General features: G+C 68.5%; 18 protein-coding genes and 1 pseudogene. 9 read left to right on the plus strand and 10 right to left on the minus strand.

From position 1 onward, the window contains the following. Positions 1-207 precede the first annotated feature (207 nt). Entirely contained in the window at positions 208-990 is a 783-nt protein-coding gene (locus tag NC4_RS07055; RefSeq protein WP_067534055.1) for an SDR family NAD(P)-dependent oxidoreductase, read from the minus strand. A gap of 29 nt (positions 991-1,019) precedes the next feature. Continuing rightward, positions 1,020-1,631: a TetR/AcrR family transcriptional regulator gene (locus NC4_RS07060; protein WP_067534056.1), complete on the minus strand. Its 612-nt coding sequence runs from the start codon at positions 1,629-1,631 to the stop codon at positions 1,020-1,022. Positions 1,632-1,757: 126 nt separating this feature from the next. On the opposite strand from NC4_RS07060, the gene NC4_RS07065 reads away from it, so the two are divergent. Next, the gene (locus NC4_RS07065) at positions 1,758-2,681 is read left to right on the plus strand and encodes an esterase/lipase family protein (protein ID WP_067534058.1); all 924 of its coding nucleotides are present in this window, start codon (positions 1,758-1,760) and stop codon (positions 2,679-2,681) included. Positions 2,682-2,786: 105 nt separating this feature from the next. Here NC4_RS07065 and NC4_RS07070 read toward each other — a convergent pair whose 3' ends face one another. Together NC4_RS07070 and NC4_RS07075 are read right to left on the minus strand one after the other, a co-directional pair. Beyond that, entirely contained in the window at positions 2,787-3,266 is a 480-nt protein-coding gene (locus tag NC4_RS07070; RefSeq protein ID WP_067534068.1) for a hypothetical protein, read from the minus strand. Continuing rightward, the gene (locus NC4_RS07075; protein WP_067534070.1) at positions 3,263-4,435 is read right to left on the minus strand and encodes an NsdA family TPR-like regulatory protein; all 1,173 of its coding nucleotides are present in this window, start codon (positions 4,433-4,435) and stop codon (positions 3,263-3,265) included. Before NC4_RS07075 ends, NC4_RS07070 begins: the two co-directional genes overlap by 4 nt. A 250-nt stretch (positions 4,436-4,685) precedes the next feature. Between NC4_RS07075 and NC4_RS07080 the strand changes: the two genes are divergently transcribed. Both NC4_RS07080 and NC4_RS07085 read left to right on the plus strand, forming a co-directional pair. Beyond that, complete coding sequence (locus tag NC4_RS07080) at positions 4,686-4,997, plus strand: hypothetical protein (RefSeq protein WP_067534075.1); 312 nt, start codon at positions 4,686-4,688, stop codon at positions 4,995-4,997. A gap of 96 nt (positions 4,998-5,093) precedes the next feature. Then, complete coding sequence (locus NC4_RS07085; protein ID WP_067534081.1) at positions 5,094-5,909, plus strand: DUF8832 domain-containing protein; 816 nt, start codon at positions 5,094-5,096, stop codon at positions 5,907-5,909. Positions 5,910-5,954: 45 nt separating this feature from the next. On the opposite strand, the gene NC4_RS07090 is transcribed toward NC4_RS07085, so the two are convergent. The 3 genes from NC4_RS07090 to NC4_RS07095 are packed head-to-tail and all read right to left on the minus strand — an operon-like array spanning position 5,955 to position 8,179. Next, complete coding sequence (locus NC4_RS07090) at positions 5,955-6,791, minus strand: ZIP family metal transporter (RefSeq protein ID WP_245721540.1); 837 nt, start codon at positions 6,789-6,791, stop codon at positions 5,955-5,957. 27 nt (positions 6,792-6,818) lie between these two features. Beyond that, positions 6,819-7,157, minus strand: coding sequence for a hypothetical protein (locus NC4_RS42240; RefSeq protein ID WP_245721541.1), 339 nt, complete (start codon positions 7,155-7,157; stop codon positions 6,819-6,821). Continuing rightward, positions 7,154-8,179: a multicopper oxidase domain-containing protein gene (locus NC4_RS07095; protein WP_067534091.1), complete on the minus strand. Its 1,026-nt coding sequence runs from the start codon at positions 8,177-8,179 to the stop codon at positions 7,154-7,156. Before NC4_RS07095 ends, NC4_RS42240 begins: the two co-directional genes overlap by 4 nt. 168 nt (positions 8,180-8,347) lie before the next feature. Here NC4_RS07095 and NC4_RS07100 point away from each other — a divergent pair, with 168 nt between their 5' ends. From NC4_RS07100 to NC4_RS07115, 4 genes are all read left to right on the plus strand, one after another. Further along, positions 8,348-9,490 carry a BTAD domain-containing putative transcriptional regulator gene (locus tag NC4_RS07100; protein ID WP_067534095.1) on the plus strand — a complete coding sequence of 381 codons (1,143 nt, stop codon included), beginning with the start codon at positions 8,348-8,350 and terminating at the stop codon, positions 9,488-9,490. Positions 9,491-9,569: 79 nt separating this feature from the next. Beyond that, entirely contained in the window at positions 9,570-10,805 is a 1,236-nt protein-coding gene (locus NC4_RS07105) for a cytochrome P450 (protein WP_067534097.1), read from the plus strand. A gap of 80 nt (positions 10,806-10,885) precedes the next feature. Next, positions 10,886-11,455, plus strand: coding sequence for a TetR/AcrR family transcriptional regulator (locus tag NC4_RS07110; protein WP_067534099.1), 570 nt, complete (start codon positions 10,886-10,888; stop codon positions 11,453-11,455). Between the two features lie 26 nt (positions 11,456-11,481). Next, positions 11,482-11,769: a chorismate mutase gene (locus tag NC4_RS07115; RefSeq protein ID WP_245721542.1), complete on the plus strand. Its 288-nt coding sequence runs from the start codon at positions 11,482-11,484 to the stop codon at positions 11,767-11,769. 5 nt (positions 11,770-11,774) lie between these two features. Here the strand turns inward: NC4_RS07115 and NC4_RS07120 are convergent, their stop codons facing one another. Beyond that, positions 11,775-12,635, minus strand: coding sequence for an SDR family NAD(P)-dependent oxidoreductase (locus NC4_RS07120; RefSeq protein ID WP_084528651.1), 861 nt, complete (start codon positions 12,633-12,635; stop codon positions 11,775-11,777). Here NC4_RS07120 and NC4_RS07125 point away from each other — a divergent pair. Beyond that, a complete protein-coding gene (locus tag NC4_RS07125) occupies positions 12,629-13,243 on the plus strand; it encodes a TetR/AcrR family transcriptional regulator (protein ID WP_067534102.1) in 615 nt (204 codons plus the stop codon). The two genes, NC4_RS07120 and NC4_RS07125, sit on opposite strands and share 7 nt — an antisense overlap. Here NC4_RS07125 and NC4_RS07130 read toward each other — a convergent pair. Beyond that, the gene (locus NC4_RS07130; RefSeq protein WP_169814741.1) at positions 13,232-14,155 is read right to left on the minus strand and encodes an alpha/beta hydrolase; all 924 of its coding nucleotides are present in this window, start codon (positions 14,153-14,155) and stop codon (positions 13,232-13,234) included. The genes NC4_RS07125 and NC4_RS07130 overlap by 12 nt on opposite strands. A gap of 8 nt (positions 14,156-14,163) precedes the next feature. Next, positions 14,164-15,639: pseudogene (locus NC4_RS07135) on the minus strand (flavin-containing monooxygenase). A 141-nt stretch (positions 15,640-15,780) separates the two neighbouring features. Here NC4_RS07135 and NC4_RS07140 point away from each other — a divergent pair. Then, positions 15,781-16,821, plus strand: coding sequence for an NAD(P)-dependent alcohol dehydrogenase (locus NC4_RS07140; RefSeq protein ID WP_067534110.1), 1,041 nt, complete (start codon positions 15,781-15,783; stop codon positions 16,819-16,821). Positions 16,822-16,876: the final 55 nt, after the last annotated feature.

Genomic DNA, 16,876 nt, shown 5'->3' on the forward strand with positions numbered 1-16,876 from the left:
CCAGGATCTCCTGCTGTACGGTGCCGCCGCGCAGGCGGGCGACGCTCACGCGCAGGTGGTCGGGGGTGGCGGTCATCTGGTCCCAGTGCATGTGACCCCGCTTTCTGGCTGACCGATCGGAACGACTACGGGTACGAAGATATCCGGGACCGGCCTTGGGGCGTGGACGACGTGCTTGCGGTTCGGCGGGAAGGACCGTGCTAAGGGTCAGGGGCGGTGCGGGCTGGCGCCGCCGTCGACCACGACGCGCTGGCCGGTGAGATAACCGGCGGCCGGGGACACCAGGAAGTCGATGACATCGGCGACCTCGGCGGGGCGGCAGACATGTCCGAAGGGGGAGGCGGCGTCGAGATCGGCGGCCTGGCGGGCGGCGCCGCCGGTGACCGCGGCGGTCAGGCGGTCGCCCATATCGGTGGCGACCAGGCCCGGGGCGACGATATTGACGTGGATATTGTTGGCGGCTTCCTCTTTGGCGAGGGTGTGGGCGAGGGCTTCCAGGGCCGCCTTGGCCATGTTGTACGGCGCGCCATTGGCCGCCAGGGTGTGGGCGGCGACGCTGCTGATCATGATGATGTCGCCGCGGTCGCATAGCCGCATGGACGGCAGCACCAGGCGGGTGAGATTGTGCGGGCCGAAGGCGTGGACCTGGAGTAGCTTCTCGACCTCGGCGATGGGGGTGTCGGCGACGGTATTGCCGCGGCTGGCGATACCGGCATTGTGGACGAGGATGCCGATCGGCCCCAGTTCGCCGACGACCCGGTCCACCATTGCCTCGACGGCGGCGTAGTCCTGCACCGGCGCGTGCACGGCGAGGGCCGTGCCGCCCGCGGATTCGATCTGGGCGACGGTGTCCTTGGCGGACTGCTCGTCGCGCGCCCAGTTGACCGCGACCGCCGCACCGCTCGAGGCCAGCGCCAGCGCGGTGGCGCGGCCGATGCCGCGGCCGCCGCCGGTGATCAGCGCGACTCGGCTCGTCGATGAGTTATCCATGTGCGCCCCTTCGGTTTCCATGAGCAATCCTAGGACGCCGCGTACGCTTCCAGGTAGCGCGTCATGGCCAGACGCGCCTCGGCGAGAATGGCCGGATCGCCCGCCGGATCGCGGTGATAGGCGAGTTCGAGAATGCGATCGCCCAGCTCGACGGCGATTTCGGTGACCAAGGGAGCGGTGTCCGGGCGTAGCAGGCCGCGGTCGAGCAGCAGGCCGTGCACCATGCCCGCCAACCGGCGGCGATGTTCGCGCGGATCGGGGAACAGCCCGGCTTCCCGGCGCACGTAGTACATGGCGACGACTTCGGGATGCGAGCGGTACAGCGTGTGGTGCAGCGCCACGATCTGATCCACGGCATCGGCGATCGAGCCCACCCGGAGTTCCGCCATTCGGGCGGACATGTCCGCGTCGACGCCGCCGACGCTGCGCAGCGTCAATTCCTGCAGGACCGCTTCGCGATTGGCGAAGTACTGGTAGATCGAGGCGACCGGCACCCCGGCGCGCGCGGCCAGGGCGCGCGTGGTCACGGCCGCCGGGCCGCCCTCCTCCACCAGTTCCCGGGCCGCCTGCAGGATCTGGTCGACGCGGGCGCGGCTGCGCTGCTGGGTGGGCGCGCGCCTGCGAGATCCTTCGGTGGACACGGCTGGTCATCCTTCCACGAGAAATTCTCACTCGAAGAATGTGAACATGATTCATGTTCATGTTAGCGTCTCTGTGTTCATCGGCTCGCTGTTCGTAAGGTTCGGAATGAATTCGTAAGGTTCGGAATGAAGTTGGCAGGTCTGCTGGCCGCGCTCGCGATCGCGGCGACGGTGGGAAGCGGTGCGGCGGCGGCCGAGCTGCCGGTGCCGTACGGCAATGGGGAAATGCTGCGGATCGCGGCTACCGACTGGAACGGTGCGGTGGCCGGGGCCAACGACTTCGGGTGCAAGCCCTCGGCCGCGAATCCGAAACCCGTTGTGCTGGTGGGGTCGACATTCCTGTCCGAGGCGGTCAACTGGACCGCGCTCGCGCCGTACCTGCACAACCGGGGGTTCTGCGTCTTCACCCTCGACTACGGGCAGACGATGTACCCCGTCGCGCCGGGACTCAACGGCATGGACCCGATTCCCTTGTCGGCGAGCGAGGTCGGCGCGCTGGTCGATCGCGTGCTCGCCGCGACGGGAGCCGACAAGGTCGACGTGGTGGCGCATTCGCAAGGCGGTGTGGTCGCCCGCTACTACGCCAACCAGCTGGGCGGCGCGGCCGAGATCGACCGCATGGTGCTGCTGTCCTCGCCCTACACGATGACCGGCCTGCCGATCGATGTCATGGACGTGGCGAGCCGCGTCATTCCGCGCGACCTCTACGACGCGATCCTCTACAACGGCGCGATCCAGCCCTTGGGCCTCAACCTCCTCGACCCCTGGTCGATCACCGAAGCCCAAGTCCTGCAACCGAACATCCGCTACACCCAGATCACCGACATCGCCGACGAAATGGGGCTGCTGGGCGGCATGCACGCGCCCGCCGGTGCACCCAATGCCGAAACCCGGTACATAGACGCGGTCTGCCCCACCGACTTCTCCCAGCATTTCGCCCAGCCCTACTCGCCGACCGCGGTGGCCATGATCGCCAACACCCTGGACCCGGTGCACCCGGTAACCCCACCGTGCACCGTCGTGCCCCTCTACTCGGTGGCACAGCGCTAGCGCCGTGGGTACGGAGTCGCCGGAGGGGAGGACTCCGTACCCACGGCCGGTGCCCCATGGTGATCAAGCTCCACGACGATGACCCGGCAATGGAAGGTAGTGAAGTCAGGGGCGTTCGGCGTCGGGGGGCCAGAGGATGGTGATGGGGATGTTGCGGTGGCGGGCGGCGGCTACTACGTCGGCGGTGCCGCCGTAGCCGCGGGCGGGTTTGCCGTCCCAGACCGCCAGGAGTTCGTCGGCGTCCTCGAGCATGCGGAGGTTGCCTGCTTGGTGGGCTTGGGAATCGGATTCCTCGTGGTCGAGTTCGATTATCTCGGAGGCGGCGGCCAGGAGGCGGTCGTAGACGGGGTGGTGGGCGGTGGGGAGGCTTTGGCGGTATTGGCGGGCGGGGACTATGGCTATGAGGTGGCCGCCGTGTTCGAGGATGGCTTGGGCGAAGAGGGAGTCGGGGCCGTCGGCGAGGCAGCTCACGCCGTAGAGGGGTGGGGTGGCGCGTTTGCCTACCGCGGCGTGCAGGGCGGCGGTGACCAGCTCCAGGGTGACGGGTGGGAGGCCGCGGTGGCCGGTGATGGCGACGCGGGTCATTGGTCACGTCCGTAGAGGGTTGCCAGGGCTTCGTCGAGGGCCCTCGCTTCTACGGTACAGGGCGGGAGGGCCGCGCGGAATGTCCTGGCGGTACGGGTGATTCGTTCGCTGTGGTAGGTGAGGCCGACGGTGAGGGCCTCGGCGGCCAGGGCGCAGCCCGCTTCTATATCGTCGCTGCGGGCCAGAACCTGGGCGTGCTCGACCTGGACCAGGGCGCGGGGTTTCGCGGCGGTCAGGGCCGAACCGGCGGTGAGGAAAGCGCGGTGGGCGGCGCGGTGGTCGCCGAGGCGGGAGAGGGCCGCGGCTTGGTAGCGGGCGGCTTTGGGGACGTCGAAGACGAAGACCCACGGCCATTGCGGTTCGCCGCGTTGGCGATCCGCCAGACGGTCGGCGCGGCGCATGGCGCCGAAGGCATTGGTTCTGTCGCCGGTGGCGGCGTAGGCGACGGCCAGCAGGGAGGCGAGCCAGGCGGTGGCGCTGTCGGGGGCGTCGGGGCCGAGTTGGTTGGCGGCCGTGCGCAGCAGGGTGAGCCCGGCGCGGGCGTCGCCCATCTCCACCGCGTAGTGGCCGAGGCTGGCCGTCATATAGGCGACCAGCAGCGGATGATGGGTGCGCTCGGCATGGCGGATGGCCTCCACGTAGCGCCGCCGCGCCGCCGCGTCGTCACCGCGATCGGCCGCCAGCCACGCTGCCAGACCGGCGATTTCGGACAGCGCCCGGAACCCGCTGGAGGTGCGCAGCCGATCCCGGACTACTCCGGCGACCAGGTTCAGATGCGCATCCACCACCGGCGCCAGCCGATCCGACGGCACCGAGGATTCCATCCGCCGGTAATTGCCGGTCGGCCCGGCCATGGTGTCGATCAACTCGTTCTCGGTGGGCGCGGCATTGGACAGCACCGCCCCCGTGGTGACCACGAGCGCGCTCGACAGGAACTGCTTGCGGTTCACGCTCTCGTCATCCGCTGTCCGGGCCGGTTTGGCGAAGCCGAGCTCGGCATCGGTCGCCACATTCAGCACCGCGCGCAGTGCGGCGCGGTAATGCTTTCGCGGCCACGTCGTTTCACCTCGCTCCCACTTGCCGACGTGCCTCTCGTCGACGGCGCCGCGCTTGCTGGTGATCCGGAAGACGTGGTCGTTGACGGCGTCCGCCAACTCCCGGCGAGTCATGGATTGACCTGGCGCACCGGGTGATTCCATACGTGAGCGAGCGGCGACGAACAGCTCGTTCCGTCCGGTCACGGCATGCGGCCTCTCTGCTGGACCTCTCCCGAGAATAGGTCTTCCACGGATTTGCCGTGCCGTCATGACCCAGGTTTGCCCAGTACTTTCCCCGCCGGAAGCCATCGAGGAAATCCGTTCGAGCAACGAACGTTGAAGTCGGCAAAGACATTGGGCGCGGACACCTCGAAGGTTAGCCATGACAACCGAACTCAGCGCGATCGGATGGTTGCGGAGTGACATATCCGGCATACGGCAGGAAACGGACGAGGCCGAAATCCGCGGCCTGGCCGGTCGGCTCGGCTACGACCTGCGCAAGACGGTCGTCTTCGGGCCGCTCACCGATCAGCCGTTGCGGCGATTGCGCGTGCTGATCTCGCGCCTCGATCTCGATGCCGTCATCGTGCCGAGCGCGGCGCATTTCGACGGGGGAGCGGTGCCCGCGGAACTCGTGGCGGTCGCGGACATCATCACGGTGTCGCCCGAGGTGACCTACGTGCGGTCCCCGTAGTGAGCCGGATCACTCCGATTGATCTTGCTGCATACCCCTATGGGGTATAAATTTCTCTCCATCGGAACACCGAGAACGATAGAGGGAGACGCGGAAATGACTACTCACGCGCACGCCGACCATGCCGCGCACAACGCGCACGCCGGACACGATGCGCCCGCGGGACACGACGCGCATGCCGCGCACGCCGCCGGTCTGCCCGGCGGCCTGCGGATCACCCAGGACGGCTACACCCTCCAGCTCGCCGAAACCATCATCGGCGCAGGCGAAGTCGACTTCCGCTTCCAGATCCTGGGCCCCGACGGCAAGCCCGTCACCGACTACACCCCCATCCACGACCGCGACCTGCACCTCATCATCGTGCAGCGCGAACTGACCGGCTTCTGGCACGTCCACCCCGAACTCGCCGCCGACGGCACCTGGGCGGTCCGGCTGAACCTGCCCGCCGCCGGGGCCTACCGCGCCTTCACCGATATCGCCCCGACCGCCCTCGGCCAGACCATCACGCTCGGAGCGGATTTCGCCATCCCCGGCGACTACGCCCCGCAACCGGCCCCCGAGCCCACCCGGACCGTCGCGGTCGACGGCTACGAGGTGACCCTCGACGGCGATCTCGTCCCCGGCGCCGGCCGCCTGCTCACCCTCACCGTGCACAAGGACGGCGCGCCCGTCACCGATCTGCAGCCCTACCTGGCCGCCTTCGGCCACTTGGTGGTCCTGCGCGCCGGTGATCTCGCCTATGTCCACGTCCACCCGAACGGCGAACCGGGCGACGGCGTGACCGCCCCCGGCCCGGACATCACCTTCCACACCGCCGTCCCGGGCCCCGGCGTCTACCGCCTGTTCCTGGACTTCAAGCATGGCGACACCGTCCGCACCGCCGCCTTCACCCTGCCCACCGCCCACCACTGAAACCGGACCACCACTGAAACCGGAACCGGGCGAGCTGATCCCGCCTCAGGCGGTGACCAGCAGCCCGGTCAGGTACATGATGAGAATCCCGCCGATGATGCCGGTGATCGCGGTGGCGTCGGCCCGCTCGTGCCCCTCGGCCCGCAGCGCGGGCAGGATCTGCACGATCACCTGAACGATCGCGCCCACGCCGACACCCAGTAGCAGCGCCGACATTTCGGCATTGTTGACCGAAGCGCCGACCACCGCGCCCAGCATCGCGGGCGCACCCGCCAGCAGTCCGAGCGCGAGAAGGACCCACAGGCGCGTGCGCTCGCGGACGAGCGGCGCGACAATGGCCACGCCCTCGGTGGTGTTGTGAATGGCGAACCCGAGAATCAGGAACGCCCCCAGCGCCAATTCGCCCACGGCATAGGCGGATCCGATGGCCAGCCCCTCGCCGAGATTGTGCAGGCCGATGCCGAAGGCGATCATGGCGGCCAGCCGCAGCCCGGAGGCCCCCGCGTCCGCGGCCCGCGTGCGCCGGGCGCGCATCCAGCGGCCGAGCGCGGTCAGCGCGAGGAAGGCCAGCCCCGCGCCGAGCAGGACCAGTTCGCCGCCGCCGAACGCCCCGCCGGACTCCCCGCCCAGTTCGAGGCCCTCATTGGCGCCGTCGACCGCCAGGAACACCAGCAGCCCGACGGTGACCGCCAGCAGCATCCGCAGCGCACCGGATCCGGCCCGGCGGGCCAGCGGCAGCACCAGCATGCCCAGCAGCACCGGAATCACGCCGACATAGATGCCGAGCAGCGCCATGGGCCCGAAGAACGACCCGTCCGGCTCCGGGGTCGCCACCGCCAGCGGTATCTCGTGCTCGACGATCAGCCCGGTGGAGGTGAGCATGGACACCAGATAGGGCTGCCCCTCCCGTCACGGATAGTTCAATTCCAGTGTGGCCGAGCCCATCCGGCCGATGGCGTCCTCCCCGCCGCTGACATCGACGAAGGCGTCGTTGACGAACACCTGGCCGATGGTGACCGGATCGGGCCCGGTATTGCGCACCGTGAGTTCGATGACGTCCTCGCGAAACACGGTGCGCTCCAACGCGACTTCCTCCACCGGCGGCCCGAGCCGATCCGGCAGCGCGCGCCCGCCGAGCAATCCCAGCCCGGCCAGGACGGCCGCGATCAACAGCGCCAGCCCGGCCCACCCCACCCAGGCCGGGAATCGCGCCGTGGTCTCCGGTGCGCTCGCCGCGGGTTCGCTCATGACTCGCTCACCTCGAAGAATCCCATCCAGCCCAGTTCCGCGAATTCGGTTTTGTGGGCGTGGAACATGAACTTCCCGGCATGCGGGAACCGCAGTTCGCAGATGCCGCGCTGCCCCTGCGCCTGCACGATGGTGTCGGTGAATTCGGCAGGGGTGAGCCGGGTTCCGGTCGGGTAGTACTCGAAGAAGTTGCCGTGGATGTGGAAGCTGTTGATGGGGTCGTACTCCAGCACATTGACCAGGTAGATCCGCACCAGCTCATCGCGTTTCACCTGCACCGGCTCGTGCATGAAGTGGAACGGAATCCCATTGACCGCGTACAGCTGATTGCCCTCGCCGTCGAATGTGGTGTTGTAGCCGTGCATCACCATGACCAGCTCGTGGGCGGCGGGCCGCGGCTGCTTGGGATCCACGATGAAGGTGCTGTACATGCCGCGCGCGATGTGCTCGGCCAGCGGACTCACATGGCAGTGGTAGAGATGCAAACCGAAAGGCGTGGCATCGAATTCGTAGGTGAACGATTCACCGGGCTCGATGACGCCGCGCCCGATGCCGGGAATGCCGTCCATCTCCGCGGGATGAATGCCGTGGAAATGCATGGTGTGCGGATGTTCCGAGCCGTTGAAGAAGGTCACCCGCAGCAGATCCCCCTCGGTGCAGCGCAGGGTGGGCCCCGGAATGCGGGAGTTGAACGTCCACGCCGGAAAGCTCACTCCCGGAGCCACTTCCAGATCCTGATCGCGCGCCACCACCTGCCATTCCCGTAGCGTGCGCCCATCGGGCAGGGTGGACACCGTGCCGGTGTCGAAGTCGCGCAGAACATCGGTCGGATTGAACCCGTTGGCCGCGTGATCGACCACCGCCCCCAGCCGGAAAGTGGGCCCCTCGATCCCGCCCCCGTGCCCGGAATGCCCTGCCGAGGCCACCGCGGGCGCATCGAACACTCGGGTGGATCCCAGTGCCAGACCCGCCGACCCGGCCATGGCTCCACCGATCAGAAACCCCCGCCGTGACTGCTTCATCGACAACTCCGTCGTACCGTCGGACCTCAAGTTTGGCAGCCCTGAATCTTTGATTCAATAGCCCGAAACAAAGAGCAAGGGCTCCCGATAACTAATCTCGGCGGCGATTCGGGCGAAGAATAGTTAGAGTGACCTTCGAAATCGCGGGCGGTCGTGAGGAGATCGGCCATGGCCGAGGTGCGAGCGCAGGTGGGGGTGCTGGGTCCGGTCCAGCTCACCATCGACGGTGTCGACCAGCAGTTGGGCGGGCCGAAACAACGGGCGGTGCTGGCCTATCTGGCGATCAATGCCAATCGGCCGGTATCGGTCGATGCGCTGGCCGCCGCGGTCTGGGAGGACAATCCGCCGCCGGATGTGCGGGTGAGTCTGCACGCCATCGTGTCCAATCTGCGGAAACCCTTGCGCGACGGCGGCATCGACGCGCGCACCGTGCTCCAGCACATGGGCACCGGCTACCGGATCGTGGTGGACGACCTCGCCTGCGATGTTTCCCGATTCCGGGCGCGCCGCGAGAACTGTCTGCGCGCCTTGGCGGCCGGGCGATTCGGCGCGGCCGCGGACTCGCTGTCGGAGGCGCTGGCGCAATGGCGCGGTCCGGTGCTGTCGGATCTGCGCGGCCTCGGCTTCGCCGACGCCTATGCGGTCGCGCTCGACGACGAGCGGCTCGGCGTGATCGAGGCGCGGGCGGAGGCGGAGATCGCGCAGGGCCGCGGCGAGGGCGTCATTGCCGAACTGGCATTGCTGGTGCGCGACCACGCGCTGCGGGAATCGCTGTGGGAGCAGCTGATCACCGCCCTCTACCTGGTCGGGCGGCAATCCGATGCGCTGGAGGCGGCGCGGCGGCTGCGGGTCACCCTCGCCGATGAGCTCGGCATCGATCCCGGCCATCGGATTCGCGAACTCGAACAGCGCATTCTGCGCCAGGATCCGCTCAGCGTGCGCTCGGTCGCGCACGCCTCGGCCACCCGTGCGACCACGATCATCGATCGCAGCTGGCACGAACCGGAGGCGGTGCTGCGTGATCGCGAGGGCAATGTGTATCCGATCGTCGGCACCGTCACCCGCATCGGCCGCCTGTCCGACAATGACATTCCGCTGCACGACGGCCGGGTCAGCCGTCATCACGCGCTCATCGTCGACAATGGGATGGCCTATGTGCTCAAGGATCTGCACTCCTCCAACGGCGTGTACGTCGACGGCGCGCGGGTCGTGGACAGCGCGGTCCTGGCCGATGGCACGACCATCTGGATCGGCGACACCTCGCTCGTCTTCGTGCTGATCCGCCGCGATGCCGGGGAAACCCGCAGCTAGAGCGGCCGCGCGGCAATGCAGTAGAGCACTTCTGAAACGCGTTCTAGACATATTTGAGTATTTGTCTTACTGTCGGATCATGAGTGCAGCGACGTCTCACCCGGTCCGTTTCCAGCTTCGATCGGGGGAGACCTGGCGCGACCCCTGGCCCATGTATTCCGCACTGCGCGACGCGGATCCGGTGCATCACGTGGTCCCGGAGGCGCATCCGGAGCACGACTTCTACGTGCTGTCCCGGCACGCGGACGTGTATGCGGCGGCACGGGATCCGGAGACCTTCTCCTCGGCCTCCGGGCTGACCGTCGACTATGTCGGGCTGGAGCGGGCGGGTGTGGGCGCGCATCGGCCGTTCGTCTTCATGGACCCGCCCGAGCACACCGACTTCCGGCGTCGGGTATCGCCGGGATTCACGCCTCGGCAGGTGAATTCGGTGGAGCCCGCGGTGCAGGAGTTCGTGGTCGAGCGCATCGAGCGGCTGCGGGCGGCGGGGGCGGGCGATATCGTCGCCGAACTCTTCAAGCCGCTGCCGACCATGGTCGTGGCGCACTATCTCGGGGTGCCGGAATCCGATCACGGCAAGTTCGACACCTGGACCGAGGCCATAGTCGGCGGCGCGGTCGCCGGGGCGGGCATTGCCGCGGGAGGTCAGGACGCGCTCACCGCGGTCGGCGAACTGGTCGGCTACTTCACCGAATTGATCGCCCGCCGCCGCGCCGAACCCGGCGACGACACCATCTCGCATCTGCTCGCCTCCGGCCTGGGCGCCGACGGCGACAATGACGGCCTGGTCGCCATGCTCGGCTTCGCCTTCACCATGATCACCGGCGGCAACGACACCACCACCGGCAATCTCGGCGGCGCGGTCCAACTGCTCACCGCCAATCCCGACCAGCGCCGCCTGCTCGCCGAGAACCCGGCCCTCATCCCGGATGCCGTCGAGGAGTTCCTCCGCATGACCTCCCCGGTCCAGGGCCTGGCCCGCACCGCCACCCGCGACGTGGACCTGCACGACACCACCATCCCCGCGGGCCGCCGTGTCCTGCTCCTCTACGCCTCCGCCAACCGCGACGACCGCGAATTCGGCCCCACCGCCGCCGAACTCGACATCCGCCGCAACCCCAAACGCATCCTCACCTTCAGCCACGGCCACCACCACTGCCTCGGCGCGGCCGCCGCCCGCATGCAGGCCCGCGTAGCCCTCGAAGAACTTCTCACCCGCTGCCCCGACTTCACCGTCGACCTCGACAATGTCCGCTGGTCCCAAGGCAACTACGTCCGCTGGCCGGTCAGCGTCCCCTTCCAGGCCGTCGGATGAGCGCCACGCCGCGTGGGCACCCGCGGCGATCTGCGGCCGTCGGGCGCGGCATGATCGGTGGCGAATGGAGGAGGAATCGCATGAGTCGCGACTGGTTGTCCGAGGATCGGGCGGATCTGGCGGCCGAGCGCATTCTGGATGCGGCCGCCGCCCTGTTCGCCGAGCGTGGCGTGACGGCCGTCGGCATGGGCGATATCGCCAAGGCGGCGGGGTGTTCGCGGGCCACGCTGTACCGGTATTTCGAGAATCGGCAGGCGGTGCGGCTGGCGTTCGTGCATCGCGAAACCCGCCGCATCGCAGCGCGGGTGACGAGCGAAGTCCGTGAGATCGCGGATCCGGGCGAGCGGATCGTCACCGCCATGCTGGCCGCGGTGCGGGAAGTGCGGTCCGAGCCGATGCTCATCGCGTGGTTCCGTCCGGGCGAGGCGGGACCGGCCGGGCGCATCAGCCAGGACTCGGAGGTCATCGAATCCATTGCGGGCGGCCTGTTCACGCCCGCCGGGCTCACCGATCCCGAACGCAGCCGCCTGGCCCGCTGGCTGACGCGCATTATCGTGTCCCTGCTCGCCGCACCCGGCCGGGGCGAGGACGACGAGCGCGCCATGCTCGACGATTTCGTGGCCCCGGTGATCACCCGCGTCTTCGCCTGAGCGCACGCCGGATAGGGTCGACAATCGTGTCCGCTCCACAATCGCTCGCCGAAGTCCGCACCCGCATCGACGCCCTCGACGGCGAACTGATTCGCCTGCTGGCCCAACGGCAGGAACTCGTTCGCGCCGCAGCCGGATTCAAATCCGACGAGCAGGCCGTGCGCGCCCCGGATCGGGTGGAGCGGGTGGTGGCACTGGCCAAGGAGCGCGCCACCGCCGCCGGGTTGGAACCCGCCGTCGCGGAAGCCGTGTGGCGGGCCATGATCGGCGCATTCATCGACCTCGAACTCGGGGAGCACGCCGCCCGGCGCTGACCTGTCTACTGGCCGCCGATGGCGGTGACGCCCCCGTCCACGGTGAGATGGATGCCCGTAATGAACGATGCTTCATCGCCGAGTAGGAATCGCACCGCGCGAGCGACTTCCTCGGGCGCGCCGAGCCTGCGGAAAATCGCACGCGCGGCCTCCTGGTCGATGACTTCCTGCGGCACGTTGTTCCGCATCATCGGCGTATCGATGTAGCCGGGGCAGACGGCGTTCACGCGCACCCCGCTGCTGCCGAGTTGATGCGCGAGGGCGCGGGTCAGGCCGAGCAATCCGGCCTTGGACGCGCAGTAGGCGGGAATGAACGCCTGGCCGAGGAACGCCTCGATGGAGGAGATCCCGACGATCGCCGACCCCGGATTGCCTTGCAGATCACTGAGAATGGCCTGGGTGACGAGGGCTTGCGCGCGCAGGTTCACATCGAGCACGGCATCCCACTTTCCGGCGTCCAGATAGCCGACCGGTTCCGCGCGTACGATGCCCGCCGCGTGCACCAGTCCGCCGATACTGCCCAGGGCCTCGCGGGTGGGTCCGACGGCGGCCTCCACATCGGCGGTATCGGTGACATCGATGCCCACGCCGACGGCCGCCACCGCGTACTTGTCCGCAATGGTCGCGGCGGCCAGGCGCGCGGCCTCGCCCGCCAGATCCCACAGCGCGACCGGCCTGCCCACTTCGGCCAGCGCCACCGCGCAGGCTAGGCCGATACCGGACGCGCCGCCGGTGACTATGACCCCGGTGGCGGGGGTGTATTCGGGAGCGGGAATGGAGTCCTCCAGGGCTGTAACAGGGTTCGACGAGAAATCGGGGTGCGGGCGGCGCTCACCGCGCAGCCGTTCACAATGAGCGCATGCCATCGCGTCCCACCACGTTCACGACCGTGCACCCGCTGTCGGACAGCCAGCGGGAACGGCGGCAACGGCTGCTCGACGCGGCGCGCGAACTCGCGACGGCGGGCGGATACGCCGCGGTGACCATGCACGCCGTCGCCGATCGCGCCCAGTTGGCGCGCGCGACGGTGTATCGCTATTTCGGCAGCAAGGACCAATTGCTCACGGCCGTCGGCGCGGAATGGGCGCGGGAGGTGACCGCCGAGTTCCTGTCCGCCAGCGGTGACGGCCACGGCGCTGACGGTGCGGGACGCCCGGCCGAGCAGGCCGCCGCCATGCTGGCGGCCATCATGGAGCACACGGCCGCCGAACTGCCGCTGTGCACGGCGGTGGTGTCCGCCGTGATCTCCGGCGATCGCACCGCGGAGCTGGAACGCCAAGCGTTGTACGGCCTGTGGATGGATCGGTTCGAGGAGCTGCTGGGCGATTCGGTGCCCGCCGGGGAACGCGCCGAAATCATCTATGTGCTCGGGCAATTGCTGCTGGCGGCCTTCACCAGCATGTGCATGCTCGCGCAACCCCTCGACCGGGTGCGCGACATGCTGACCGGGGCCGCGCACCGCCTACTGCCCTGAGCGATAGCCGGTGCGGTGGCCGTAGATACCCTCGGACAGCGCCGCCGACAGATCCCGGATCGCCTCCCGCGCGGGTGCGATCGGCCAGGCGTGGAACACATGCCACACCCCGCGGAATTCGCGATGCCGCAGCGGGGCACCGGATTTCGCGGCCAATTCGGCGAAACGCCGGGCATCGGCGGCCAGCGGATCGTCACCGGCGGTCTGCAACACCATGGGCGGCAGCGCGGTGATATCGCGGTACACCGGCGACACCGCGCGGCGCTGCTCCTGCGACATGCCGGGCAGATAGGTCTCGGTGAACTGGGCTATGAGCTCCGCCGTGAGCAGCGGCTCCCGGCTCGTATCCGCCCGGTAGGAGCGGGAATCCGAGGTGAAGTCGGTGGCCGGGCAGATGAGCCCGAGGACGGCTGGTGCGGGCAAGCCCTCATCGCGTGCCCGCAGCGCCAGATCCAGTGTGAGCGTACCCCCTGCCGAATCACCCGCAACCGCAATGCGTCCCGCCGGAATTCCGCGATCCAGCAGCGCGCGATACGCGGCCACCGCATCGTCGATGGCCGCCGGATACGGATGCTCCGGAGCCAGCCGGTAATCCAGCGAGTACAGCGCGGTTCCCATGGCGGCGGCAATGGCCCCCGAGTACGGCCGAGCCATCTGCGGTGAGCCGACGGTGAATCCGCCGCCGTGCAGGTAGAGCACCGCCGCATCGGCCGGAGCGTCACGCGGAGTGAGGATTTCCACCGGCCGCCCGCCCAGCTCGTCCGCCGTGATCGCCACCCCGCGCGGTACCCGGGCGAAGCGGGTGCTCGCATCCATGCGCTGCCGCACCCGCGCCCAATCGGGCGCCGCCCCGAAACCGATCCGGCTGGTCAGGCGGGCGCCGAAGCGCATGACAGGAAGTGGAATCAGCACGACCGCCCTCATTTCCCGAGCCGGTAGTCCGCCGGATCCGGTTGGCTGCGAATGAGTTTCTCGTACCGGCCCGGACTCCAGGGCCACAATTCCGGCAATCCGTCCTTGCCCAGATACCAACTGCGGCAACCGGTGGTCCACACCGTGCTCGGCGCGGCGGCGCGCAGTCTCGCGTTGTAGCGCAGGGTGGCCGCCTCGGTGGGCGCGACCGTCACTAATTCCCCTGCCCGCCAACGCTTCAGCCATCCGACAATACGATCCGACTGAGCCTCCGCCACCGCCGTGAGCGGATGATTGGCGAACGGGCTGTGCGGCCCGACGAGCATGAACAGATTGGGGAAGTCCGGCATCATGACGCCCTCGAAGGCGCGCGGCCCCTCCGCCCACGCCTGGTCCAGGGTGCGGCCCCCGGTCCCGGTGATCGCCATCGGCCGCATGAAGGCGTGCGAATCGAATCCCGTTGCCAGCACCAGGATGTCGAGCTCGTGCAGCGCGCCGTCGACGGTGACTACCCCGCCCGGCTTCACCTGGTCGATGCCGCTGGTGACCAACTCGACGTCCGGCCGCTGCACGGCCGCGTAGAAGCGATCCGACACGACCAGCCGCTTGCACATGGCCTGATAGTCCGGGGTCAGCTTGCGTCGCAGCTCCGGATCCTGGACCGAGCGCAGATTCCGCTCGACCACCCACTGGATGAAACTACGGATCCGCCCCGGGTGCACCAGGCCCTGTGAGAAGGCCGCGAAGATCGCCCGATGCACCCGGTAGACAAGCGAACTCAGCACCGGCAGCCGCCGGTACACGGCCTTGGCCAGCGGTGAATACGGTCGGTTGACCGTCGGCAGAATCCATTGCGGGGTGCGTTGGAACAACGTCACCTCCGGCACCGTCCCGGCCAGCGCGCACACCAGTTGCGTTCCGGTCGAACCGGTCCCGATCACGCCGACCCGCCGACCGGTCAGCTCCACCGTGTGATCCCACCGCGCCGAGTGCATGACCGGCCCGTCGAAATCCGCCAGCCCGGGGATATCGGGCGTATTGGGGTGATGCAGGAATCCGGTTGCGCACATGAGGAAGTCGAACCGCTCCACCTCCCCGGTGGACAGCGTGACCCGCCACCCGTCGTCGGTGAACTCCGCCCCGACCACCTCCGCGCCGAAGCGCGTGCGCCGCGGCAGACCGTGTTCGCGCGCCACCCCGACCAGATAGTCCTTGATCTCCGATCCGGTCGAATACAGCTGCGACCATTCGGGATTCATGGCGAATCGGAACTGGTAGTACCGCGACGGCACATCGCAGGTCAGCCCGGGATAGGTGTTGTCGCGCCAGGTGCCGCCGTAATCATCGGCCTTCTCGTAGATCGTGAACTCGGTGAATCAGGCCCGCTGCAGGGCGACGGCCATGGCGATCCCGGAGATTCCGGCCCCGGCAATGGCGATCCGGGGTTGTCCATTGGGCCTGCGGCCCGATCCAGCGGCACTCATGGGACGGCAGCCTAGACTCGAGTCTCATTTTGCGGGAGCGTTTCGGAGAACATCGTTAGACATTCCGTCATTCGCTAGACGCAGTGTATAGCGAGTGTTACGTTGTGCGCCAGATCACAAGCTCGAATCCAAGGAAGCACCATGCGCGCACTCCAGTGGACCGGCCCGGAAACCGTGGCGGTCAACGACATTCCGGTCCCCGAGATCGGACCCAATGACCTGCTGCTGCGGGTCGGCGCGGCGGGCGTCTGCCATTCGGACCTGACCCTGGTCAACTTCCCCATCCGGCTGCGCGAGGATCCGCTCACCCTCGGCCACGAGATCGCCGGGACCATCGAGGCCGTCGGCTCCGATGTGAGCGGGCGCGAGATCGGCGAGCGCGGACTGGTGTACCTGTTCTGGACCTGCGGAGTGTGCCGCGAATGCGTGAGCGGCAATGAGAACGTCTGCCTGGCCGCCGGTCGGGTGGCCATGCCGCCGTGTCCCGGGCTCACCATCGAGGGCGGAATGGCGGAATACGTTCGGATTCCGGCGAATACGTTCGTGCCCATCGGCGATCTGGACTTCCTGCAGGCCGCGCCGGTGGCCGATGCGGCGCTCACCGCGTACCACGCGATTCGCGGCGCGCGGGATGTGCTGCGGCCCGGCGGCACCGCCGTCGCCATCGGCATCGGCGGTCTCGGGCATGTGGCGGTGCAGATTCTGCGGGCCGTTACCGGGGTGCGCGTCATTGCGGTGGACGTGGCGAAGGAGAAGCTGGAGTTGGCCGCCGATTGCGGTGCGGACCTGGGCATTCTCTCCGACGAGAGCACCGTCGCGCAGATTCTCGAGCTGACCGGCGGGCGCGGCGCGGAGGCCGTTTTCGACTTCGTCGGGGTCGATGCCACCGCCAAACTGGCCGTGGAGACCGTGGCCCCGAACGGCGCCTATCGCATGGTCGGAATCGGCGGCGGCGCACCGGAGATCACCGCCGGACCCGCAGGCGGGCCCGGCTGGCCGTGGGGCGCCACCGTGCGGAAGTCCCTGGGCGGCACCAGAAGCGACCTGCACGCCTGCGTGGCCCTGGCGCAGGCGGGCAAACTGCACATGGAGGTCGAGCGCTTCGATCTCGCCGACGGCCCGGAAGCCTTCCAGCGCTTGGACAAAGGCCAGATTCGCGGTCGCGCGGTACTCGTGCCTTGATCGGCGCCGGTGCCCTGATCAGCCGGGTTCGACCTCGCCGAGGAACTTGCGCATC

It is taken from the genome of Nocardia crassostreae (assembly GCF_001613405.1).
GTDB classification, from domain to species: domain Bacteria; phylum Actinomycetota; class Actinomycetes; order Mycobacteriales; family Mycobacteriaceae; genus Nocardia; species Nocardia crassostreae.